Below are 23671 nucleotides of genomic sequence, written 5' to 3' on the forward strand. Positions count from 1 at the left end.
AATACCAATGAGCAACGTCCACCTCCTCGACCATCCTCTCGTCCAGCACAAACTCACGCTGATGCGCCGCAAGGAGGCGAGCACCAACAGCTTCCGCAGGCTTCTCAACGAGATCAGCATGCTGATGGCCTACGAAGTCACGCGCGACATGCCGATGCAGGACGTCGAGGTCGAAACGCCTCTGGAGACGATGCACGCCAAGGTCATCGACGGCAAGAAGGTCGTGCTGGTGTCGATCCTGCGGGCGGGCACAGGCATCCTGGACGGCATGCTGAGCGTCATCCCGGGTGCGCGCGTCGGCCACATCGGGCTCTACCGCGATCCGAAGACGCTGACCGCGGTCGAGTACTACTTCAAGATGCCCGGCGGCATGGAGGAACGCGATGCAATCGTGGTCGACCCGATGCTGGCGACCGGCAATTCGGCGGTCGCCGCGGTGGAACGGCTGAAGGAACTCAACCCGAAGTCCATCAAGTTCGTCTGCCTGCTGACCTGCCCCGAGGGCGTCAAGACCATGCAGGACGCGCATCCGGACGTGCCGATCTATACGGCGGCGGTCGATCGCGAACTCAACAGCCACGGGTACATCCTGCCAGGCCTGGGCGACGCCGGCGACCGCATCTTCGGCACGAAGTAGCGCTCGCCCCCAGGCTGCGCGCACTTCGGGTCGCTTCGCCTACCCCCTGCCGGGGGCAACACCGGCGGCCCGGCAGAGCCGGTTCCGCGGTGTTTCGCGAATTGGGTTGTGGGTGGTTTTAGGATGTTTAACTGAGGAGAAGACTTTGAAATCACGCCGGCAGTTGGTTGTTCGTTCGGTCGCGCTTGCCGTTGCTTTGGCGGCGGGGGTGCCGGGGCTCGCGCTTGCACAGGCCAAGCTGAAAGTGGCGGCGGTCTACACCGTGCCGTTCGAACAGCAATGGGTGGGGCGTATCCACAAGGCGCTGAAGGCCGCCGAGGCTCGGGGGGAAATCGAATACACGGCGACGGAGAATGTCGCCAACGCCGACTACGAACGCGTGATGCGGGAGTACGCGACGGCGGGGAATCAGCTGATCCTCGGCGAGGTGTTCGGGGTCGAGGCGGCGGCGCGGAAGGTGGCGAAGGATTTTCCGAAGACGGCCTTTCTGATGGGGTCGTCGCTCAAGCCGCAGGCGCCGAATTTCGCGGTGTTTGACAACTACATCCAGGAGCCGGCCTATCTTTCCGGCATGGTCGCCGGGGGCATGACCAAGACGAACAAGATCGGCATGGTCGGCGGCTTCCCGATTCCGGAGGTCAATCGCCTGATGAACGCCTTCATGGCCGGGGCGAAGGAAGTGAATCCGAAGGTGGAATTCAGCGTGAGCTTCATCAACAGCTGGTTCGACCCGCCCAAGGCCAAGGAAGCCGCTTTCGCCATGATCGACAAGGGCGCGGATGTGCTGTATGCCGAGCGCTTCGGAGTCAGCGACGCGGCCAAGGAAAAGGGCAAGCTCGCCATCGGCAACGTGATCAACACGCAGGACAAGTACCCCGACACGGTGGTCGCTTCGGCGCTGTGGAATTTCGAGCCTTCGGCCGATCGCGCGATCAAGCTCGTGAAAGAAGGCAAGTTCACCGCCGAGGACTACGGCCAGTATTCGATGATGAAGTACAAGGGCTCGGAGCTGGCGCCGCTCGGCACCTTCGACACCAAGGTGCCGGCCGATATCGTCGCGAAGGTCAAGGCCCGGCAGTCCGACATTCTTGGCGGCAAGTTCACGGTGAAGGTGGACGACAGCCCGCCCAAATCCACGGCAAAGTGAGACGCGCAGGAAGCTGCCGGTGACAGTCCTGTCCCTGCGCGGCATCACCAAGCGCTTCGGTGCGCTGGTGGCCAACGACGGCATTTCGCTCGACCTCCGGGCTGGAGAGGTGCTGGCATTGCTGGGCGAGAACGGCGCGGGCAAGTCGACGTTGATGTCCATCCTTTTCGGGCACTACGTGGCCGATGAAGGGAGCATCGAGGTGTTCGGCCGGCCGCTCGCTCCAGGTAATCCGAAGGTGGCGCTGGCTGCGGGCATCGGCATGGTGCATCAGCATTTCACGCTGGCTGACAACCTCAGCGTGCTCGACAACGTGCTGATGGGCACCGAGCCGCTGTGGCAGCCCTTCTCGCGGCGCAGCGCCGCACGTGCACGGCTGCTGGATGTAGCGCAGCGCTTCGGCCTCGCGGTCCAGCCGGACGCGATGGTGGGCAGTCTGTCGGTCGGCGAGCGGCAGCGGGTCGAGATCGTGAAGGCGCTCTACCGCGATGCGCGCATCCTGATCCTGGACGAGCCGACGGCGGTGCTCACGCCGCAGGAGAGCGAGGCGCTGTTTCATACGCTGGCGCAGATGGTGGCACAGGGGCTGTCGATCATCTTCATCAGCCACAAGCTCGCCGAAGTGTTGCGCGTGTCGCATCGCGTCGCGGTGCTGCGCGGCGGCAAGCTGGTGGCCGAGGCGCGCACCAGCGAGACCACGCAGGCGCAGCTCGCGCTGTGGATGGTCGGGCATGCGATCGAGGGCACGGTGCGACGTCCCGCCCAACGCGTCGGCGAAGCTGTCTGCGTGCTCGACCGTGTTGGCACGGCCGGCGACGGACACGATCGCCTGCACGACGTGACGCTCACGCTGCGTGCCGGCGAAATCACTGCCATCGCGGGTGTCTCAGGCAACGGACAGGTGGCACTCGCAGAGCTCCTGAGCGGCACCCGACGCGCGACGGAAGGCACGGTCAAGCTGATGGGGCGCGTCCTGCCCGCCTCCCCTGCCAGGCTGGTGCATCGCGGTGTCGCGCGCATTCCGGAAGACCGGCACGGCATCGGCGTGCTGGGCGACCTGCCGGTGTGGGAAAACGCCGTGTCGGAACGGCTGCGCGGCCGCGCTTTCTCGCGCTGGCTCTGGGTCCGGCGCGCAGCCGCGAAGGCGCACGCACGCAACGTCGAGAAGGCCTACGACGTGCGAGGCGGCGGACTCGATTCGGCTGCGCGGTCGCTGTCGGGCGGCAACATGCAGAAACTGATCCTGGGTCGTGCGTTGCTGGCGCCCGCCTCGGCCAGTGCGCAGAGCCGGGTCGCGCGACTCATCGTTGCGCACCAGCCCACCTGGGGGCTGGACATCGGCGCGGTCGCGTACGTGCAGCAGCAGTTGATCGCGGCGCGCGATGCCGGCGCTGCGGTGCTCCTGATTTCAGATGATCTCGACGAGGTGCTGACGCTCGGCGACCGCGTTGCGGTCATGCACGGCGGCCAGCTCGTTGAACCCCGCGCGGCATCGGACTGGACGCGCGAGGCGATCGGGCTGGCGATGGCCGGGACGCGGGCATGAGGCTCGAGCGACGCTCGGGAACTTCGCGCACGGCGCTGGTACTCGCACCCTTCGGCGCTGTGGCCTTCACCTTGCTGGTGAGCGCGCTGCTCGTCCTCTGGGCCGGCGCACCCGTCGGCCGTACGTATGCGCTGGTGCTTCAGGGCGGCTTCGGCTCTGTCTTCGCGTGGAGCGAGACACTGACCCGCGCCATTCCGTTGATCCTCACCGGGCTGGCGGCGACCGTGGCTTTCAAGGCGCGGCTTTTCAACATCGGCGCCGAGGGCCAGCTTTACGCGGGCGCGCTTGCCGCCGTCGCCGTGGGCGGCTTGCATGGCGGTACCGGATTCGATCTCCCGACCTGGCTGCTGTTTCCGCTGATGATGCTGGCCGCCGCTGTTGCGGGCGCCCTGCTGCTGCTCGGCCCGGCACTCATGAAGAACAAGCTGGGCGTCGACGAAGTCGTGACGACGCTGCTGATCAACTTCATCGTGGTGCTCGGCGTATCGGCCATGCTGGACGGGCCCATGAAGGACCCTAGCGCGATGGGCTGGCCGCAGAGCGTTTCACTGCAGCCGGATCTGGAGCTCGACAAGCTGATCGCGCAGACGCGCGTTCATACCGGCCTGCTGTGGGCCGGCGCGCTGGCCGTGCTCGTCTGGGCGCTCTTCAAATACACGGTGATCGGCTTCGACATTCGCGCTGTGGGTGCGAACGCGCGGGCCGCCAAGTTCGCGGGCGTGCCGGTCACGCGCACGGTGGTGCTGGTCGCGCTGCTGTCCGGTGCGCTGGCCGGACTCGCGGGCGCGATCGAGGTGGCCGGCCGCACGAGCTATGTCACGCTCGACATGTCGCCGGGCTACGGCTACAGCGGCATCGTGATCGCGATGCTGGCCGGGTTGCATCCGCTGGGCGTGCTGGCGGCCGCGGTGTTCGTGGCCGGCATGCTGGTCGGTGCCGACACGATGAGCCGCGCGATCGGCGTGCCGACCTACATCGCGGATGTGATCGTTGCGGCGTCGCTGATCGCGGTGCTGGTTGCCACCTTGCTCACCCAATACCGCGTCCGCTGGAAATGAGCGACGTCGCCGATATCCTTTCGAACGCCGCCTTCTGGGTGGCGGTGCTGCGCATCGCCACGCCGCTGATTTTCGGCACGCTGGGCGTGCTGCTGTGCGAGCGCGCCGGGGTGCTGAACCTCGGCATCGAGGGCATCATGGTCGCGGGGGCCTTCGCAGGCTGGCTGGCGGTGTATGCGGGCGCGCCTCTGTGGGTAGGCGTTGGCGTGGCAGCGCTGACGGGCGCCGTATTCGGGCTGTTGCATGCGTTCCTCACCGTGGCGCTGGCCCTGTCGCAGCACGTTTCCGGGCTGGGCATCACGCTGCTGGCGACGGCGTTGAGCTACTACGGCTATCGGGTGAGCTTTCCGAAGGTCAACACGCCGCCCACGGTCACGCCGTTCGCGCCGATGGAATGGCTGCACATCCCGGTGCTTTCGGCGCAGACGCCGCTCACGCTGCTCGCGTTGCTGCTGGTGCCCGTCATTGGGTACATGCTCTATCGCACGCCCATGGGCCTGGCAGTGCGCATGGTCGGCGAGAATCCGCAGGCGGCCGAAGGCCAGGGTGTGTCGGTCGCGGCCACACGCACGGGCGCCATCGTCGCCGGATCGGCGCTGATGGGCGTAGCGGGGTCGTTCCTCACGCTGTCGGCGTTCAATGCGTTCTTCTTCAACATGATCAATGGTCGTGGTTGGATCTGCGTTGCGCTGGTGGTGTTCGCGTCCTGGCGGCCGGGCAAGGCGCTGCTTGGTGCGCTGCTTTTTGCGTTTTTCGATGCGCTTCAATTGCGGCTGCAGCAGTCGGGGGACGCCTTCCTGCCTTATCAGCTATATCTGATGCTTCCCTATCTGCTGTCGATCCTGGCGCTAGTGCTCGTGGCACGCAAGGCGAGTTATCCGCAAGCCCTGATGAAACCCTACCGAAAAGGAGAGCGCTGATGCTCGATCTCCTCATCCAGAACGCTGCCCTCCCTGACGGCCGGACCGGCATGTCGATTGCCGTGCAGGACGGCCGAATCGCGGAAGTGACCGCTGGACTACAAGCACCCGCTGGCCAGACGATCGATGCAGAAGGCCTGCTCGTCGCGCCGCACTTCATCGACCCGCACTTTCACATGGACGCGACGCTCAGCTACGGCCTGCCGCGCATCAACGAAAGCGGCACGCTGCTCGAAGGCATCGCGCTATGGGGCGAACTCAAGCCGCTGCTGACGGCAGATGCTCTGATCGAGCGCGCCCTTGCCTACTGCGACTGGGCCGTTGCCAAGGGCCTGCTCGCCATTCGCACGCACGTGGACACCAGCGACCCGAGCCTGCTCGCCGTCGACGCGCTGCTCGAAGTCAAGCGACAGGTCGCGCCGTACCTTGATTTGCAATTGGTCGCCTTTCCCCAGGATGGCGTTCTGCGCACGCCCGGTGGCGTCGACAACCTGAAGCGTGCTCTCGACAAGGGGGTCGACGTGGTCGGCGGCATTCCGCACTTCGAACGCACCATGGCCGATGGCGCTGCCAGCGTGAAGCTGCTGTGCGAAATCGCAGCCGAGCGCGGCAATCTCGTCGACATGCATTGCGATGAGTCCGATGATCCGCTGTCGCGCCACATCGAGACGCTCGCATTCGAGGCACAACGGCTCGGGCTGCAAGGGCGGGTGACAGGCTCGCACTGCACCTCGATGCATTCGATGGACAACTACTACGTGAGCAAGCTGCTGCCGCTCATTGCCGAAAGCGGCGTCAGCGTGATCGCGAACCCGCTCATCAACATCACCTTGCAAGGCCGGCACGACACCTATCCAAAGCGCCGCGGCATGACGCGCGTGCCCGAGCTGATGGCCGCCGGCGTGAACGTGGCGTTCGGCCACGACTGCGTGATGGACCCGTGGTACGGCATGGGTTCGGGCGACATGCTCGAAGTGGCACACATGGGCCTGCACGTGGCGCAGATGACAAGCCAACGCGGCATTCGCCAGTGCTTCGACGCCGTCACCGTCAACGCCGCCAAGGTGCTTCATCTCGACGGCTACGGCCTGGAAGCGGGATGCGACGCGAGCTTCGTGCTGCTGCAGGCGCGCGACCCGATCGAGGCCATCCGTCTTCGAGCGACGCGCCTGAAGGTCTATCGCAAGGGCAAATTGCTGGCGGAGACGCCGCCCGCCACAGCGGCGCTGCACCTGCCCGGCCGCCGCCCCGCGACCGCCTGGATGCCCGAGTCGAGAAACCCCGCGGAACCGGCTTAGCCGGGCCGCTGGGGTTGCCCCCGGAAGGGGGTGCCCGAGCCACACGAAGTGGGCGAGGCTGGGGGAGAGCGGCTACCCCGCGGAACCGGCTTAGCCGCGCCGCTGGGGTTGCCCCCGGAAGGGGGTGCCCGAGCCACACGAAGTGGGCGAGGCTGGGGGCGAGCCTATTCCAGCGCGACGCTGAAGCCCACGGTTGTGATGCCGTCGTCGGACCGCGCGAACACCGTCCCGTTGTGCATCACGGCGATGGCCTTGACGATGGACAAGCCGAGGCCGTGGTTCTCACCACTGTTGCGGCGCGAACTGTCGACGCGATAGAACCGGTCGAAAAGCCGCGGCAACTGGTCGGGCTCGATCGGCTGGCTCGGGTTCGAGAAACTCACCTGAGCGGAGCGGTCGTGCTGCCCGATCTGCACGACCACCTGGGCGCCGGGACGCGAATGCTGGATTGCGTTTTGCAGCAAGTTCGTCAGCGCACGACGGAACAGCGACTTCTCGATCGGCGCTACGGCATCGCCCTCGACCTGCACCGTCATGCCGGCTTCGTCGAGCAGCATGTCCAGAAACTCGACGGTCTTGCCCACTTCCTGCGCGATAGACGATTCGACGAGACCTCGCGCACGCACGCCCTGCTCCGCACGCGCCAGGAAAAGCATGTCGGCCACGATGGCGCGCAGCCGCTCCAGTTCTTCAAGATTCGATTGCAGTACTTCGCGCAACTCGGCAGCATCGCGGTCGCGGGCCAGTGCCACTTGCGTCTGGCCGATCAAGTTCGCCAGTGGCGTGCGCAGTTCGTGCGCGACGTCGTCGCTGAACGTCGCCAGTTGCCGATACGCCGCATCGAGCCGATCCAGCGCGGCATTGAAAGACGCACCGAGCTTGGCCAATTCGCGTGGGAGCGCCGGCAGTTGCAGGCGCTGGTCGCGGTTGTCGGGACCGATGCGCTGGGCATCCGCGGACAGCCGCTCCACGGGGCCGAGGCCGATTCTTGCGATCCAGTAGCCCAAAGCCGCGGACAAGGCCGTGCCGGCCAACGTGAGAATCACCAGCGCTGTCTCGAAGGTGCGAAGCGTGCGGCTGAACGGGGCGGCGTCGACGCCCGCAATGAAGCGCACAGCCGGCCGGGAGGCCGTCGCCGAAATCGCCATGCCCTGGACACGGAAGCGCTGGAGTTCCCGCGAATCGCCGGTGCGAAGCTGAACGATGTCCTCACCCGCATCTACGGCAGCGACGATTGCATTGAGGTCATCGCCATAGCGGAAAGCCGGGTCTTCGCTCCAGATCCACGAGCGGGTGCGCGGATCGTCAGCGCTCAGGGTGTCCAGCTTTTCGCGAATACGTTCGCCGAGGTTGACGGCCCGGCCGTGCTGAAGCATGTATGACATGTCTTCCAGCCGCGCATCGATCTGCGCCTGCTGATGGCGCGCAAGTTCGCTCGAAAGCACGCGATGCAAAGCGCCTCCCAAGAGGGCGAAGCCAACGAGTGCCGCGCCAGCGAACATCAGCGCCAGCCGCGTGGCGATCGAGTTCTTCATTCCGACTCCGAGCCGCCGCGGTCTTCCAGGACATACCCCATGCCCCGGATGGTATGCAGCAGGTTGCGCTCGAAGGGTGCATCAATCTTGGCGCGAAGGCGCTTGATGGCCACTTCGACCACGTTGGTGTTGCTGTCGAAATTCATGTCCCAGACCAGCTCGGCGATCACCGTCTTCGACAGGATCTCGCCCTGCCGGCGCGCAAGCACCGCGAGCAGCGCGAACTCCTTGGCCGTGAGATCGATGCGCTGGTCCTGCCGGATGGCCTTGCGACTGAGCAGATCGACCCGCAAGTCGCCGACGCGCAGCAACGTCGATTCATGGCTGCGACCGCGCCTCGTCAGCGCCTGGAGCCGCGCCAGGAGTTCGAGAAACGAAAAAGGCTTCACCAGGTAGTCGTCCGCGCCGTCCTGAAGGCCGCGCACCCGATCGGCAACGCCGTCGCGAGCAGTCAGCATGATCACGGGCGTGTTCTTGACGCTGCGCAGCGACTTCAGCACCGAGAACCCGTCCAGCCCCGGCAACATGACGTCGAGCACGATGACGTCGAAGTCGTAGTGCAAGGCCAGGTGCTGGCCGTCGATGCCGTCGAAGGCGAGGTCCACGGCGCAGCCCTGCTCGGTCAGACCCTGGTAGAGGTAGTCGGCCGTCTTGCGCTCGTCTTCGACGATCAGCACTTTCATTCCGCGATGGCTCCAGCGGGTGTGTCTGTGGTGGTGATGGCCTTCTGCTGCTTGCGCGCGGCCTTGCGGCGCACATACCAGTGGTGGGCGCGGTCGAGGTAGAGATAGATGACCGGCGTGGTGAAGAGCGTGAGCATCTGCGAGAGTATCAATCCACCCACCATGGCGTAGCCCAGCGGCCGGCGAAGCTCGGAGCCGGAACCATGGCCCAGCATCAACGGAAGGCCGCTCAGGAGCGCACACATGGTCGTCATCATGATCGGCCGGAAGCGAAGCAGGCAGGCCTCGTAGATCGCGTCGCGCGGCGACATACCCCTGTCGCGCTCTGCGTGCAGGGCGAAGTCGACCATCATGATTCCGTTCTTCTTCACGATGCCGATCAACAGAATGATCCCGATCAGCGCAATCACGCTCAGATCGTACCCGCCGATCATGAGGATCAGCAAAGCGCCCACCCCTGCCGACGGCAGTGTCGAAAGAATCGTCAGCGGGTGGATGTAGCTCTCGTAGAGCAGCCCCAGCACGATGTACACCGAGATCAGCGCAGCCAGGATGAGGTAGGGCTGCGTGCGCAGCGAATCGCCGAAAGCCTGCGCAGTGCCCTGGAAAGTGCCGCTGAGCGTCGGCGGCACACCCATCTGGGCTTGTGCGGCGTTGATCGCATTCACCGCTTGTCCGAGCGAAGTACCGGGCTTCAGGTTGAACGAGATCGTCACGGCCGGGAACTGCCCCTGGTGGTTGATCGCCAGGTAGCCGGTCTTGCTGGTGTCCAGCTTGACGAAGGTCGACAGCGGAATCTGCTGGCCATTGATCGGCGAGGTCAGGTAGAGGTGATCGAACAGCGCCGGATCGCGCTGGAGCTCGGGCGTGACTTCGAGCACCACGTTGTAGCTGTTGAGCTGCGTGAAATATTGCGCCACCTGCCGCTGCCCGATGGCGTCGTAGATGGTGGCGTCCACCATGGCCGGCGTGATGCCGTAGCTGGATGCGCGCTGGCGGTCGATGGTCACCATCGCAGTGGGTGCGGCGTTCTGCTGGTCGGAGGTCACGTCCGTGAGTTGTGGCAACTGGCGCAGCCTGGCGAGCAGTTGCGGCGCCCAGACGTTGAGCTCGACGAGATTCGAGTCCTGCAGCGTGTACTGATACTGCGTGCGCGAAAGACGCCCGCCCACGCTGATGTCCTGCCCGGCCTGCATGAACAGCGTGATGCCTTGCACCGGTGCCAGCTTGGGCCGCAATCGCGCGATGATTTCGTCCGCATTGGCGGTCCGGCCTTCGTCCTTCGGCCGCAAGCCGATGAAGAAGTTGCCCGAATTGAAGGTGCTCGCCCCCGCCTGCATGCCGAAGCTGGTCACGTCGGGGTCCTGGCGGATGATGTCGGCGAGCTTGAGCATGCGGTCGTGCATTGCCTGAGACGACGAATCCTGCGCGGAGTCGGCCGAGCCGAAGATGAAGCCCGTGTCCTGCTGCGGAAAGAATCCCTTGGGGATCACGATGAAGAGGGCCACCGTAGCCGCCACGGTGACCAGGAAGCTCATCAAGGTGATGAACGGATGGCGCAACACCACGGTCAATCCGCGCTTGTAGCCGTTCAGCATGGCGTCGAAACCGTGCTCGAACCACATGTACATCTTTCCGTGTTTCTCGTTGGCCGTGTGTGGCTTGAGGAAGCGCGCGCACAGCATCGGCGTCAGCGTGAGCGAAATGATGACGGACACTGCAATCGTCAGCGTCACCGTGACGGCGAACTCGCGGAACAACCGTCCCACGATGCCGCCCATCAGCAGCAGCGGGATGAATACCGCCACCAGTGACACCGAAATCGAGATGATGGTGAAGCCGATTTCGCTGGAACCCTTCAGCGCCGCCTCCATGGGCGACATGCCTTCCTCGATGTGTCGGTAGATGTTCTCCAGCATCACGATGGCGTCGTCGACCACGAAGCCGACCGCAATCGTCAGCGCCATGAGCGAGAGGTTGTCCAGGCTGTAGCCCACCACATACATCACCGCCGCCGTGCCCAGCAGCGCAAGCGGCACCGTCAAGCTCGGAATCACCGTGACCGTGAAGTTGCGCAGGAAGACGAAGATGACGGCCACCACCAGCGCAATCGACAGTACGAGCGTGAACTCCACATCTTTCACCGACGCGCGAATGGTCTGCGTGCGATCGATGAGGGTGTTGACGGTCACGCTCGGCGGAATGGCCGCCTTCAGCTTGGGCAGCGCGGCCTGGATGCGGTCGACCGTCTCGATCACATTGGCGCCGGGCTGTTTGGTGACCGCCAACATGATGGCGCGGCCATCGGTCAGGTCGGTGCCTTCGGCCGCGCCCTTGCCGGCATAGCCCCAGGCGGAAACCTTGGTGTTCTCCGGGCCGTCGACCGCAACCCCCACATCACGCACTCGAATGGGCGCGCCGTTGCGCCACGCGAGCACCATGTCGTTCCACGGCGCTGCCTTCAGAAGCTGGTCGTTGGTGTAGACGTTGAAGGCCTGGCGCTCGCCATCGAGCGTGCCGGTCGGCTGGCTCACCGTCGTGCTCGCAATCACGCCGCGCACTTCTTCCAGGCTCAGTCCCACAGCCTTGAGCTTGGCGGGATCGATCTGTACGCGAACCGCAGGCTTTTGTGCGCCGAAGATATTCACCAGCCCCACGCCGGCAATGCGCGAGATCTGCTGTGCCAGCACGTTGTCGGCATAGTCGTCGACCTGGATCAACGGCAGCACCTTGGATTGCACGCCAAGGATCAGCACTGAGGAGTCGGCTGGATTGATCTTCCGAAAGCTCGGCGGGCTCGGCAGGTTCTGCGGCAGCTGGCCCCCGGCCGAGTTGATGGCGGACTGAACGTCCAGCGCAGCGCCGTCGATGTTACGGTCGAGATCGAATTGCAGCGTGACCTGCGTGAGCCCGAGCGAGCTGCTCGATGTCATCTGCGTCAGCCCCGGGATCAACGAGAACTGTCGTTCGAGCGGCTGGGCGACGTTCGCCGCCATGGTCTCCGGACTGGCGCCCGGCAAACGTCCCGTGACCTGAATCGTCGGGAAGTCGACCTGCGGCAGCGGCGCCACGGGCAGCAGCGGCCACGCGACGAGGCCGATCAGCAGCAGCGCCGCGGCGAGCAGCGAGGTGCCGATCGGGCGTTTGATGAAGGCGGCGGAAATGCTCAAGACTGGCCTCCGCCGACAGTCGCGACCTGTGCCTTGCTCTGCTTCTCCACGATGCGCGCGCCCGGCGTCAAACGGTACTGGCCGTCGGTCACGACGCGGTCACCGGCTGCCAAGCCCTTGACGACCACTGCCTTGCCATCGACCGTGTCCGCCACCTCGATCGGCTGCACGCGGACCTTGTCGTCCGGCCCGACCACGTAGGCAAAGAATCCGTCCTGACTGCGCTGCACCACCGCCGATGGGACAGTCAGCGCATCCGATCGCTCGCCGAGCACGACGCGTGCGTCAACCGACTGGCCCGGCCACAGCTTGTGCTCGGCATTGCCGAACTGTGCCTTGAGCGAAATCGTGCCCGTCGCGGTGTCGATCTGGTTGTTCAGCAGCACCAGCTTGCCGGTCGCGAGCACCTCGCGTGTGTCGCGGTCGATTGCCTGCACCTGCAGCGGCTGATGCGTGCTATTGAGCGAGCGGTTCACGGCCTGGAAGCTGCTCTCCGGCAACGTGAACTGCACCGCGATCGGGTCGATCTGATTGATGACCAGCAGCCCGTTGGCGTCCGCCGCGTGCACGATGTTGCCGGGATCGACCAGCCGCGCGCCCACGCGCCCACCGATCGGCGCGGTGATGGTGGTGAAGCCGAGTTGCACCTGCGCGAGGTGGATCTGCGCATCGTCGCTCTTGACCGCCGCCTGCAGCTGATTGACCAGCGCACGCTGCGTGTCCAGCGTCTGCTGGGTGGTCGCGTCTTCCTTGATCAGCTCGCCATAGCGTTTCAGGTCGGACCGTGCATTGGCGAGTTGCGCCTCGTCCTTTGCTTTCTGGGCCAGGCTCTGTTCGAGTTGCGCCTGGAAGGTTCGCGGATCGATGCGAACGAGCACCTGGCCGGCCTTGACGTCCTGCCCTTCCTTGAAGTCGACGCTGTCGAGCTGACCGTCCACGCGCGGGCGCACGGTGACTGATGCGACCGTCATGACCGTGCCCACGCCGGTACGCGCGATCGGGATGGTTTCCTGCGCCACGCGGGCCGTCGTCGCAGGCACCGATGGCGGTCCGGCTGTTGGCGCAGGAGCCGGCGCCCAGACCCTGCGCCAGGCGCCGGTGGCGATGACCAAAACGGCGATCAGCGCAATGGCGCCGGCGATCCACCAGCGCTGGCGTTTGCGGGGGGCAGGTGCAGAGGTATCCATGTTGTTCATTTGTCTGTGGCGGCGACCGGGCCGGATGCGCCAGGGCTGGCCCCTGCACTCGCCTGCATCTGGCTCGCGTTCCAGCCGCCCCCGACGGCCTTGATCAGCGAAACACTGGCGGTGAACTGGCGCCCTTGCAGTTGCAGCGCCGTGCGTTCGTTCGACAGCGCGAGCGTTTGCGCGGTGATGACGGAGAGGTAGGGCGTCGTGCCCGCGCGGAACTGCGTCAGCGTCACGCGCTCGGCATTGCGCGCCGAAGTCACCGCACCCTCCTGCACGCCACGCTCCTGCGCCAGGAGGTTGAGCGCGGCCAGGTTGTCTTCGACTTCCTGGAAGCCGCCCAGCACGGTTTGCCGGTACTTCGCAGCGGACGCATCGAAAACGGCGCGCGCCTGCGCCACCTGGGATTCGCGCAACCCGCCATCGAAGATTGGGCCGGCCAGCGCTGCGCCGAGCGCCCACACACGGTCCGGCGTGGCGAGCCAGTTGCCGAGGCCTGCGCCGCTAAAACCGCCGACGGCGCTAAGCGTGAGCGACGGGTAGCGCGCCGCCTGCGCATAGCCGATGCCGGCATTGGCGGAGGCGACGCGGCGCTCGGCGCCGGCAATGTCGGGGCGGCGTTCCAGCAATTCGGAAGGCACGAGCGACGGAACCGGCGGCAGGTGGAGCGCGAGCACGTCCGGAGGAATCGAAAACTGCGATGGCGTCTTGCCCAAGAGCACCGCGATGGCGTGTTCGGCCTGTCGGCGTGCGATCTCGATGTCGATGGCCTGTGCCTGCGTCGACTGCAGCGTCGTATTGGCCAGATCGACATCGGCCCGAGTCACCACGCCCGCGCGGTACTGGCTCCGCGTGATCTGCAACGACTTCTGATATGCCTCGACGGTGCGCGCATACAACTGCTGCTGCGTGTCGGCCACTCGCAGGAGGATGTAGTCGTTGGCGATCTCGGCCTGGATCGCCAGTCGCGCCGCCGCGAGATCGGCATCGCTCGCCTCGGCGTTGTCGCTGGCACCTTCGACTGCGCGGCGCGCGCGACCCCAAAGGTCAGGTTCCCAGCCGGCCTGCAGCGACCACGAGTGGGAATTGCCGAGTGACGGGCCGAGCACCGTCTGATTCTTCTGCCGCTCCACACCCGCCGCGCCGTTGAGCGTCGGGAAAAGCGCCGACTGCGCGTTCTGCACCAGCGCCTGCGCCTGCCGATATTGCGCCTCGGCGGCGTGGATGTCCTGGTTTGCGAGGTTGGCCTCTTCGATCAATGCATCGAGCCGGGTGTCGCCGAAAGCCTTCCACCAAGGCTGGGACGGGTCGACGCTCGAGGGCGTCGCGGACTTCCAGTCGCCACTTTCCTTGAAGGCAGGCGCATCGACGCCTTCGGGCAGGGAAGGCCGCTGGTAGTCGGGCCCGACGGCACAAGCCGTCAGTGACGCGGCCAGGGCCAGACACAGTATTCGCATGCCTTCGACTCTAGGCAGCGGGCGGGGACGCCACCCTGACAAGAAGATGACATTCCTGTCAGTCCCGTCAGTCCTGCCTGGGCGATCGCCATCTCGCGAATGCCCGCGCTGCCCTTCAGCCGGAAGTGACGAGCGGACCCACTGAGCGCCACATGTGGATCTTCGACAGGAATGCGTCGCCCAATGCGACCGCATAAGGTTCGACACCGAAGGATTGGAAGCCGCAGCTCTCGTAGAGTGTCTGCGCCGCAGCATTGCCTTCGGTGACGGTCAGCTGGACGATCCTGACGCCTTCACGCTGTCCGGCTTCTTGGAGGATGGCCTGCACCAGTTGGCGGCCGAACCCGCCCTGCCGTGATGCAGGCGATACATACATCCCGAAAAGATTGGCCTTGTGACGAGCCTTCTCGCGCGCCTCGAACTGCACGCCGGCGGCGCCTACGAGTACTTCACCATCGAACGCGCCGAACACGACCTGAGCCGCCAGCGGTGCAGCATCAAGCCGCGTCTGCCACCAACCCAGCGGAAGCGCCGCGCGCTCGGCCACGCTTGAAGTGAACGCATCGGGATGGCGCTCGTAGCCTTCGAGCATCAAGGCCCGGTACGGTCCGGCGTCTGCGGGCGAAAGGCGGCGAACTGTCATGACGTCCCTCTCAAATGCTTGGCGCGATCGCTTCGGCGTATTCGTACAAGGCGCCGAGTATCTGCTCTGCGCGTTCATCCGCCGTCTCGGCGAGCCTATCGATCTCCGCGAACAGCTCATCGACGTTGCGCGCCCCGCCCTCGCCTTCGAGCAACTTGGCGATGCGATGCGCCTCCCAGCGCTCGGCCTCGTCGCTGGTCAGGGTTTCGGGAAAGTTTCGCGCGCGGAAGCGAAAGACGAGTTCCTCAAGCCGCGGGTCGTCGAAGCTGGTGCGCGCCTGCGCAAGCTGGCCCGGCGTAAGGCTTCGCAGTTCGGTCAGGCGGCGACGGTCGCCGTTGCCGACAAATCCTCCGTAGAGATCTTCATCGACGTCCGGCGTGCCCTCCTTCGCGCGTTCATACACCTGCGACCAGATCGCGCTCATGTCGGGCAGCGCTGCAGCGATGGCGGCATTGCGCATGGCGGCTTCCACATCGATGCCCCAGCGCGTCGCCATGGCGGGTGCGAGCGTCCGAAGATTACCGACCACCATCGGCGACTTGTTCAGGTGCACGCCCTTGACAGGAAGCCGGACGACGCCTTCCGGCAGGTCGGCGCTCCGCGTGAAGAGCCGCAGGCGCAGCGTCGCCACATCCAGGTCGCGCAATTCGCTCGGGTCGTGCGCGAGATCCCATGCGATCAGCTCATTGCGGTTGGTCGGATGGCTCGCCAGCGGCCACATGACCGCGAGGCACCCACGTTCGGCCGGAAACATGCCTGAGACGTGCAAAAACGGCCGCGCGGTTTCCTTGGTGGCGGGCAGGCCGAGTTCGGTCGCGACGCGGTCCTTGCGGTGCAAGCCGAGCGCGAAATCGAACAGCTTGGGCTGCCTTTGACGAATCAGGCGCGCGAGAGCGATGGTGGCGCGAACATCCGACAAAGCATCGTGCGCCGCCTCGTGCAGCAGGCCATTGGCGCGTGCGAGGTCTTCGAGCTTGAAGCTCTGGCTGCCGTCTTCCTTCTTCGGCCATTCGATGCCGTCGGGCCGCAGCGCATAGGTCAGGCGCACGACATCGAGCAAGTCCCACCGCCCGCAGTCGTTCTGCCACTCGCGCGCATAGGGATCGATGAGATTGCGCCAGAACAGGAAACGGGTCACTTCGTCGTCGAAGCGAATCGTGTTGTAGCCCACGCCGATGGTGCCCGGCTGCGCAAAGGCTTGCTCGATTCGCGCAGCAAACTCATGCTCGGGGATGCCGCGCTCCAGACACTGCTGTGGAGTGATGCCGGTGATCAGGCAGGCTTCGGGGCTGGGAAGGTAGTCGGGCGCCGGCTTGCAATAGATCATCAGCGGCTCGCCGATTTCATTGAGTTCAGCGTCCGTGCGGATTGCCGCGAACTGCGAAGGTCGATCGCGGCGCGGCACGGCACCGAAGGTCTCGTAGTCGTGCCAAAGAAAAGTGTGAGCGGTCATAGCAAGGGAGAAAACAAACGGGCCGAGGCATCGCCCAGGCGGCGCAGAAAGCTCTGGTGGCGTTGGGCGTGCACTGGGGACGCATTGCCAAGGTCGGTCTCGAACTGCGCGATCAGGGGATTGGCAAGCGTCGGACCATAAATCACGGCGCAGACCTCGAAGTTGAGCCGGAAGCTGCGATTGTCGAAATTGGCGGTGCCGATCATCGCGCAATTGGTGTCCACCACCAGCGTCTTCGAGTGCAGCATTCGCGCCTTGTATTCCCAGACCTGCACACCGGCTGCAATCAGTTCGTCGTAGTACGAACGTGCCGCCGCGCTCACGATCAGCGAATCGCTGCGCCGCGGCACCAGCAGCCGCACGTCGACTCCGCGCAAGGCGGCACTCGTGAGCGCCATCAGGGCGGGTTCGCCGGGGACGAAATACGGCGTGGTGAGCCACGCCCGGTGGACCGATGCATGGATCGCTGCGACGTGAATGCGATGAATGGGCTCCAGCGCGCTGTCGGGCCCGCTGGTGATGATCTGCACCGGGATGTCGCCCGCGCCGTCATGCTGCGAGAGACGCGGCAGCAGGCTGCCGATGTCCTTGTGCATCTCTCGGGGGTTCTCGCCGGTCGCATAGGTCCAGTCTTCGATGAAGGTCGTCTGCAGCCATCGCACGGCGCTCCCTTCGATGCGCAAATGCACGTCGTGATACGCGTCGGCACGGGTGCGGGCGTCTTCTTCATCCGTGATGTTGACCCCGCCGGTAAAGCCTACGCGGCCGTCGCACACGACGATCTTGCGGTGGGTCCGGTAGTTGGTCACCGGACGCAGGCGCCTGCCGATGCGTGTGTCGTGAAAGAGCGCGATGAGAATTCCCGCGTCCCGCATTGGCGCCATGAACTTGTGGCCGATGCGCTTGGACCCAAGCGCGTCGAGGAGCAACCGTACTGTGACGCCTTCGCGCGCGCGCTCGATCAGCAGATCGCGCAACGCGGTGCCGATGTTGTCGGGCTCGAAGATGTAGTACTCGAGATGGACGTGATCGCGCGCTTGGCGAATCGCCTCGAAGATCGCATCGAAGGTGCGAGCCCCGCCCGAGAGCAGCTCGGCCGATGTGGCGCTGGACACCGGCAATCCACAGGCAGCCGTCCCCAGAGCCGCCATCTGCCGCAGCGAAGGCGGCGCGCGCTCGGCGGCATCGCGCAACATCACCGTGTCGCCCGGCGCCTGGGCGCTCGCCCGGTTGCGCAGACGCTTCAGCCGCTGCTTCTTCAGCCGTTGAGGCCCTAGAAAGTAATAGACGATGAACCCCACGAACGGCACCAAAGCCAACGAGAGAATCCAGCTCATCGTCGACACCGGCGCCCGCTTCTGCATCACGATCCAGACGGAAAGCACCGCGATGTAGCCGCTCCATGCAAGCGAGAGGCCAGTACGCCATTCCTGGCTAAGCTCGGGAAGAATCAAGGGAAAAAGGGTTCCAAAAAGAAAAAAGGTCGGCAGCCCAATGCTACCGACCTTTATTCATTCACCAGAAGTACGGCGGAACCGGCTTTGCCGGTCCGCTGGTATCGCCTCAGCCAGTTGCTGCTTCTTCGGCTTCCGGCTTTGCCTTGCCTTCTTTTTTCGCCAACGGCTGGATGTCCAGCTGCACTTCTTCCTTGTCGTCGAGGTCGACGGTCAAGCGACCGCCTTCCTGCAGGCGTCCGAACAGCAACTCGTCGGCCAAGGCACGACGGATCGTGTCCTGGATCAGGCGTTGCATCGGGCGCGCGCCCATCAGCGGATCGAAGCCCTTCTTTGCGAGATGCTTGCGCAGCCCATCGGTGAACGTCACGTCGACCTTCTTCTCGGCGAGTTGCGTCTCCAGCTGCAGCAGGAACTTGTCCACCACGCGCAGGATGATCTGCTCGTCGAGTGCCTTGAAGCTCACCGTCGCGTCCAGCCGATTGCGGAACTCCGGCGTGAACAGGCGCTTGATGTCGGCCATCTCGTCGCCGGACTGACGCGGGTTCGTGAAACCGATCGTCGCCTTGTTCATCGTCTCGGCACCGGCGTTGGTGGTCATGACGATGATCACGTTGCGGAAATCAGCCTTGCGTCCGTTGTTGTCCGTCAACGTCCCGTGGTCCATCACCTGCAGCAGCACGTTGAAGATGTCCGGGTGGGCCTTCTCGATTTCGTCGAGCAGGAGAACCGCATGGGGCTTCTTCGTGATCGCTTCGGTCAGCAGGCCGCCCTGGTCGAAACCGACGTAGCCGGGAGGCGCGCCGATCAGGCGGCTCACCGCGTGACGCTCCATGTACTCGGACATGTCGAACCGGATGAGCTCGATGCCCATGATGTAGGCAAGTTGCTTGGCCGCTTCGGTCTTGCCGACGCCCGTAGGACCGCTGAACAGGAACGATCCGATCGGCTTGTCCTCGCGACCCAGCCCGGAACGTGCCATCTTGACGGCCGAGGCGAGCACTTCGAGCGCCTTGTCTTGCCCGAACACCACGCTCTTGAGGTCGCGTTCGATCGTCTGCAGCTTGCCGCGGTCGTCATTCGACACGTTGGCCGGGGGAATGCGCGCGATCTTCGCGACGATTTCCTCGACTTCGGTCTTGCTGATGGTCTTCTTGCGCTTGTTCGCAGGAAGAATCCGCTGGGCGGCGCCGGCTTCGTCGATCACGTCGATCGCCTTGTCAGGCAGATGACGGTCGTTGATGTACTTGGCACTCAGCTCCGCTGCCGCTTGCAATGCAGCCACGCCGTACTTCACGCCGTGATGCTCCTCGAAGCGCGACTTCAGCCCCTTCAGGATGTCCACGGTTTCCTGCACCGTCGGCTCGACCACGTCGACCTTCTGGAAGCGACGCGACAGGGCCGCGTCCTTCTCGAAGATGCCACGGTACTCGGTGAAGGTGGTCGCGCCGATGCACTTAAGCTGTCCGCTCGAGAGCGCGGGCTTGAGCAGGTTCGACGCGTCGAGCGTGCCGCCCGAAGCCGCGCCCGCACCGATCAGCGTGTGAATCTCGTCGATGAACAGAATCGCGTTCGGCTTGTCCTTGAGCGACTTGAGCACGCCTTTCAGGCGCTGCTCGAAATCACCGCGGTACTTGGTCCCAGCCAGCAGTGCGCCCATGTCGAGCGAATACACGTTCGACTCGGCCAGGATTTCCGGCACGTCGTTTTGCGTAATGCGCCAGGCGAGGCCTTCGGCGATCGCCGTCTTGCCCACGCCAGCCTCACCCACGAGCAGCGGGTTGTTCTTGCGCCGGCGGCACAGGATCTGGATCACGCGCTCGACCTCGTACTCGCGGCCGATCAGCGGATCGATCTTGCCTTCCTTGGCAAGCTGGTTGAGGTTTTGCGTGAATTGCTCCAGCGGAGAAGATTTCTCGTTCTTCTCGCCGCCGCCCTCCTCGCCTTCGCCAGAAGACGCATCGCTGCTGCCCTTGGCAGCTTCCGGCGGATCGCTCTTCTTGATGCCGTGCGCGATGAAGTTCACCACGTCGAGACGCGTCACGCCCTGCTGATGCAGGTAGTAGACAGCATGCGAATCCTTTTCCCCGAAGATCGCGACCAGCACGTTGGCGCCGGTGACTTCCTTCTTGCCGTTGCCGGTGGACTGCACATGCATGATGGCGCGCTGGATCACGCGCTGAAAACCCAGTGTCGGCTGGGTATCGACATCGTCGGTACCCGCGACCTGTGGCGTGTTGTCCTTGATGAAATTGGTCAGCGACGCGCGCAGGTCGTCGACGTTTGCCGAGCAGGCGCGCAAGACCTCCGCGGCGCTCGGGTTGTCCAGCAAAGCGAGCAGCAGGTGCTCCACCGTGATGAACTCGTGGCGCTGCTGCCTGGCTTCGACAAAAGCCATGTGCAAGCTGACTTCCAGTTCCTGGGCAATCATGTGATTTCCTTTTGCCTTGCTGTAAATAATTTGTCAGATGGGTTGGAGAGTGATTTATTCAACCGGTTCACTGACGCATTGAAGTGGGTGCCCTGCCTGGTGGGCCGCTTCCATGACCTGATTGACCTTGGTAGCTGCCATGTCGCGGGAGTAGACACCGCACACGCCACGACCGTCGAGGTGAATCTTCAGCATGATCTGTGTCGCGGTTTCGCGGTCCTTGTTGAAGAACTCCTGGATCACGACGACGACGAATTCCATCGGCGTGTAGTCGTCGTTCAACATCACGACCTGGTACATCTGGGGCGGGGCGGTTTTCTGCGGCCGACGTTCTAGAACGACCGAGTCGCCATCGTCCCGTCCCGGCTTTGTGGCCGGCGGCGTCTTTGGGGTCGAGGGGATTCTGGTAGCCATGAAAATCATTTTATAGAGCAGCCGCGCGTTGCACTCGCTGTAGTGGCACAACTGGTGCCAGCTTTGTGACATTCAAGATGGATGCGGCGGAAGTGCGGCTGCCTTCATGCAAGCCTCGTGCCTTCCCGGCAACGAAAAAGCCCCGGCACCTTGCGGCCCGGGGCTCTGTGAGGCGAGGCGTCGAAGCTCGCTTCAGACAACTAAATTACATGTTGTCGATCATCACCTGCCCGAACCCGGAGCAGCTCACCTGGGTGGCGCCCTCCATCAGGCGGGCGAAGTCATACGTCACCTTCTTGCTTTCGATGGATTTTTCCATGGAGCTGATGATCAGGTCCGCAGCTTCCTTCCATCCCATGTGCCGCAGCATCATTTCGGCCGAGAGGATTTCGGAACCGGGATTCACGTAATCCTTGCCGGCGTACTTGGGGGCGGTCCCATGCGTGGCTTCGAACATTGCAACCGTGTCGCTCAGATTCGCGCCGGGCGCGATTCCAATCCCGCCGACTTGCGCAGCCAGAGCGTCGGAAACGTAGTCACCGTTCAGGTTCAGAGTGGCAATCACGCTGTATTCGGCGGGACGAAGCAGAATCTGTTGCAGGAACGCGTCAGCAATCGAATCTTTGATGGTTATTTCTTTGCCGTTTTTTGGGTTCTTCAAGCGCATCCACGGGCCGCCGTCGATCAATTCGGCGCCGAATTCCTTGGCAGCCAAGCCGTACGCCCAGTCACGGAAGGCGCCTTCCGTGAATTTCATGATGTTGCCTTTGTGTACGACGGTCACGCTCGGTTTGTCGTTGTCGATGGCGTATTGAATGGCTTTGCGAACCAGCCGCTCGGTGCCTTCACGCGAGACCGGCTTGATGCCAATGCCCGAAGTATTGGGAAAGCGAATCTTCTTGACGCCGAACTCATCCTGCAGGAACTTGATGAGTTTCTTTGCTTTTTCACTTTCGGCTTCGAACTCGATTCCCGCGTAGATATCTTCGGAGTTCTCGCGGAAGATCACCATGTTGGTCTTCTGTGGCTCCCTCACGGGACTGGGCACGCCTTCGAAGTACCGAATGGGGCGCAGGCAGACATAAAGGTCGAGTTCCTGCCGCAAGGCGACGTTCAGCGAGCGAATTCCGCCGCCGACCGGCGTGGTGAGCGGACCCTTGATCGACACCACGTAATCGCGAACGGCATGAAGCGTTTCTTCCGGGAGCCAGACATCGGGACCGTAGACCCTCGTCGATTTCTCGCCGGCAAAAACCTCCATCCAATGGATCTTGCGCTTGCCGCCATACGCCTTTGCAACTGCGGCGTCCACGACCTTCAGCATCACGGGCGTGATGTCCAGCCCCGTCCCATCTCCTTCAATGAACGGAATGACCGGCTGGTCGGGCACATTGAGCGAATTGTCCGCATCGACAGTGATCTTCTGGCCTTGGGCCGGAACTTTGATGTGCTGGTAGCTGGACATGAAGACGAAAACTCCGCGTTGCGTAAAAGCGTAAAAGCCTGGCAGACACTGAACTGCCGGGCCGCTGGATAGCTTTAGAATTTTAGACGCAACCGGAGGAGCCTGAGGAGTCTGTCAACCGCCGCCGCATGGGCGCCGTTGTTGGCTGACCTTCTGCTGGCCGGGAGGCGTTTTCAACCATTTCCAATGAGGAATTTGTAATGAGTAAAGTTCTCGCAGTCATGATGGCCGGCCTGTTCGCAGCAGCTGGCGCATACGCCCAAGGCGCCTCGACCTCGCAAGAAGCCGCCCCTCCGACTAACACCAAGCCGCAACAGCGCGCGCAAGAGCGCCGCTCGACCAAGCCGCAAGGTGAAGTTCGTCCGCAGGGCGGCGATCAACGCAACTCCTCCGAAGCCGTCGGCGTGGTGCCGAGCAAGGCCACGGCCGCTGGCCAGGCTCGCGCCGACACCCGCAGCGATCGTCGCCGCGATCGCCACGGCAACGTTCGCAAGATGAACCCGCAAGGCGGCACCCCCCAATAATCGGGATTGCTCCCAATCGGAAAAGCGTTCCTCGGGAGCGCTTTTTTTTCGCCGGCAACGCCCTGTCGCGGACGTCAGGTCCACGACAGCAATTTGACGGGGTTAAGAGGTAAGCTCAAAGAACAATTGGTCGATGCCCGCATAGCGCGGGCATTCTTGTTTGCGTCGCCATCGTGAAAGTCGATCCATGTTTCAGCGTTTTTTTTCGTTTCTTCTGTTGTCAGTCTCGCTGGTGACTTTTGCGCACGCGCAAGAGCCACAAAGGCCACAAAGCAATCTTCCCCGAGTCAGGCTGACCGCCGGCATGTATCAAATCGACGCGCAAGTCGCGCACACGCCGACGCAACGCGAGATCGGGCTTATGTTCCGCAAGGACATGCCGCAGGCGGAAGGAATGATCTTTGTCTTCGAACAACCCGCCACGCAGTGCTTCTGGATGAAGAACACTCTGCTGCCGCTGACGGCCGCCTTCGTGGCTGAAGATGGGCGCATCGTGAATCTGGCGGACATGAAGCCGATGACAGAAGATTCGCATTGCTCGAAGGAACCGGTGCGCTTCGTGCTGGAGATGAACCAGGGATGGTTCGCACGCAAGAACATCAAGGAAGGAACGAAGCTCGGCGGGGAATTGTTCACCCAGAAGCGCTGA

19 protein-coding genes are annotated in these 23671 nt (G+C 63.9%); 8 read left to right on the plus strand and 11 right to left on the minus strand.

Annotated elements, in window-relative coordinates; translation table 11 throughout:
* Positions 1–7 precede the first annotated feature (7 nt).
* The 6 genes from upp to AC1DSF_RS13460 all read left to right on the plus strand — a co-directional run bounded on the left by upp (position 8) and on the right by AC1DSF_RS13460 (position 6606).
* Positions 8–637 (plus strand): uracil phosphoribosyltransferase, encoded by a 630-nt coding sequence (gene upp, locus AC1DSF_RS13435; protein ID WP_478123363.1) that lies wholly within the window; start codon positions 8–10, stop codon positions 635–637.
* Between the two features lie 145 nt (positions 638–782).
* A complete protein-coding gene (locus AC1DSF_RS13440) occupies positions 783–1784 on the plus strand; it encodes a BMP family protein (RefSeq protein WP_478182943.1) in 1002 nt (333 codons plus the stop codon).
* A 19-nt stretch (positions 1785–1803) separates the two neighbouring features.
* Positions 1804–3330 carry an ABC transporter ATP-binding protein gene (locus AC1DSF_RS13445; protein ID WP_478182944.1) on the plus strand — a complete coding sequence of 509 codons (1527 nt, stop codon included), beginning with the start codon at positions 1804–1806 and terminating at the stop codon, positions 3328–3330.
* Positions 3327–4388, plus strand: coding sequence for an ABC transporter permease (locus tag AC1DSF_RS13450; RefSeq protein ID WP_478123366.1), 1062 nt, complete (start codon positions 3327–3329; stop codon positions 4386–4388). Before AC1DSF_RS13445 ends, AC1DSF_RS13450 begins: the two co-directional genes overlap by 4 nt.
* Positions 4385–5308, plus strand: a complete 924-nt coding sequence (locus AC1DSF_RS13455; RefSeq protein ID WP_478123367.1) for an ABC transporter permease — start codon at positions 4385–4387, stop codon at positions 5306–5308. The genes AC1DSF_RS13450 and AC1DSF_RS13455 overlap by 4 nt, the downstream gene beginning before the upstream one ends.
* Complete coding sequence (locus AC1DSF_RS13460) at positions 5308–6606, plus strand: amidohydrolase family protein (RefSeq protein ID WP_478123368.1); 1299 nt, start codon at positions 5308–5310, stop codon at positions 6604–6606. Before AC1DSF_RS13455 ends, AC1DSF_RS13460 begins: the two co-directional genes overlap by 1 nt.
* Positions 6607–6770: 164 nt before the next feature.
* Here AC1DSF_RS13460 and AC1DSF_RS13465 read toward each other — a convergent pair whose 3' ends face one another.
* From AC1DSF_RS13465 to icd, 11 genes are all read right to left on the minus strand, one after another.
* Complete coding sequence (locus AC1DSF_RS13465) at positions 6771–8141, minus strand: heavy metal sensor histidine kinase (RefSeq protein WP_478123369.1); 1371 nt, start codon at positions 8139–8141, stop codon at positions 6771–6773.
* A complete protein-coding gene (locus tag AC1DSF_RS13470; RefSeq protein ID WP_478123370.1) occupies positions 8138–8824 on the minus strand; it encodes a heavy metal response regulator transcription factor in 687 nt (228 codons plus the stop codon). The genes AC1DSF_RS13465 and AC1DSF_RS13470 overlap by 4 nt, the downstream gene beginning before the upstream one ends.
* Positions 8821–11994, minus strand: coding sequence for an efflux RND transporter permease subunit (locus tag AC1DSF_RS13475; protein ID WP_478123371.1), 3174 nt, complete (start codon positions 11992–11994; stop codon positions 8821–8823). Before AC1DSF_RS13475 ends, AC1DSF_RS13470 begins: the two co-directional genes overlap by 4 nt.
* Positions 11991–13181 (minus strand): efflux RND transporter periplasmic adaptor subunit, encoded by a 1191-nt coding sequence (locus AC1DSF_RS13480; protein WP_478123372.1) that lies wholly within the window; start codon positions 13179–13181, stop codon positions 11991–11993. The genes AC1DSF_RS13475 and AC1DSF_RS13480 overlap by 4 nt, the downstream gene beginning before the upstream one ends.
* A gap of 5 nt (positions 13182–13186) precedes the next feature.
* Complete coding sequence (locus AC1DSF_RS13485; RefSeq protein WP_478123373.1) at positions 13187–14638, minus strand: efflux transporter outer membrane subunit; 1452 nt, start codon at positions 14636–14638, stop codon at positions 13187–13189.
* A gap of 115 nt (positions 14639–14753) precedes the next feature.
* Positions 14754–15281: an N-acetyltransferase family protein gene (locus AC1DSF_RS13490; protein ID WP_478123374.1), complete on the minus strand. Its 528-nt coding sequence runs from the start codon at positions 15279–15281 to the stop codon at positions 14754–14756.
* Between the two features lie 10 nt (positions 15282–15291).
* Complete coding sequence (sbcB, locus tag AC1DSF_RS13495) at positions 15292–16734, minus strand: exodeoxyribonuclease I (RefSeq protein WP_478123375.1); 1443 nt, start codon at positions 16732–16734, stop codon at positions 15292–15294.
* The gene (gene cls, locus AC1DSF_RS13500; protein ID WP_478123376.1) at positions 16731–18188 is read right to left on the minus strand and encodes a cardiolipin synthase; all 1458 of its coding nucleotides are present in this window, start codon (positions 18186–18188) and stop codon (positions 16731–16733) included. The genes sbcB and cls overlap by 4 nt, the downstream gene beginning before the upstream one ends.
* Positions 18189–18297: 109 nt before the next feature.
* A complete protein-coding gene (gene clpA / locus AC1DSF_RS13505; RefSeq protein ID WP_478123377.1) occupies positions 18298–20619 on the minus strand; it encodes an ATP-dependent Clp protease ATP-binding subunit ClpA in 2322 nt (773 codons plus the stop codon).
* Between the two features lie 54 nt (positions 20620–20673).
* The gene (clpS, locus tag AC1DSF_RS13510; protein ID WP_478123378.1) at positions 20674–21033 is read right to left on the minus strand and encodes an ATP-dependent Clp protease adapter ClpS; all 360 of its coding nucleotides are present in this window, start codon (positions 21031–21033) and stop codon (positions 20674–20676) included.
* A 205-nt stretch (positions 21034–21238) separates the two neighbouring features.
* Complete coding sequence (gene icd, locus AC1DSF_RS13515; protein ID WP_478123379.1) at positions 21239–22498, minus strand: NADP-dependent isocitrate dehydrogenase; 1260 nt, start codon at positions 22496–22498, stop codon at positions 21239–21241.
* A gap of 200 nt (positions 22499–22698) precedes the next feature.
* Here icd and AC1DSF_RS13520 point away from each other — a divergent pair, with 200 nt between their 5' ends.
* Together AC1DSF_RS13520 and AC1DSF_RS13525 are read left to right on the plus strand one after the other, a co-directional pair.
* A complete protein-coding gene (locus AC1DSF_RS13520) occupies positions 22699–23022 on the plus strand; it encodes a cell envelope biogenesis protein TolA (protein WP_478123380.1) in 324 nt (107 codons plus the stop codon).
* 187 nt (positions 23023–23209) lie between these two features.
* Positions 23210–23671: a DUF192 domain-containing protein gene (locus AC1DSF_RS13525; RefSeq protein ID WP_478123381.1), complete on the plus strand. Its 462-nt coding sequence runs from the start codon at positions 23210–23212 to the stop codon at positions 23669–23671.

The organism is Variovorax sp. 01N429, assembly GCF_056399425.1.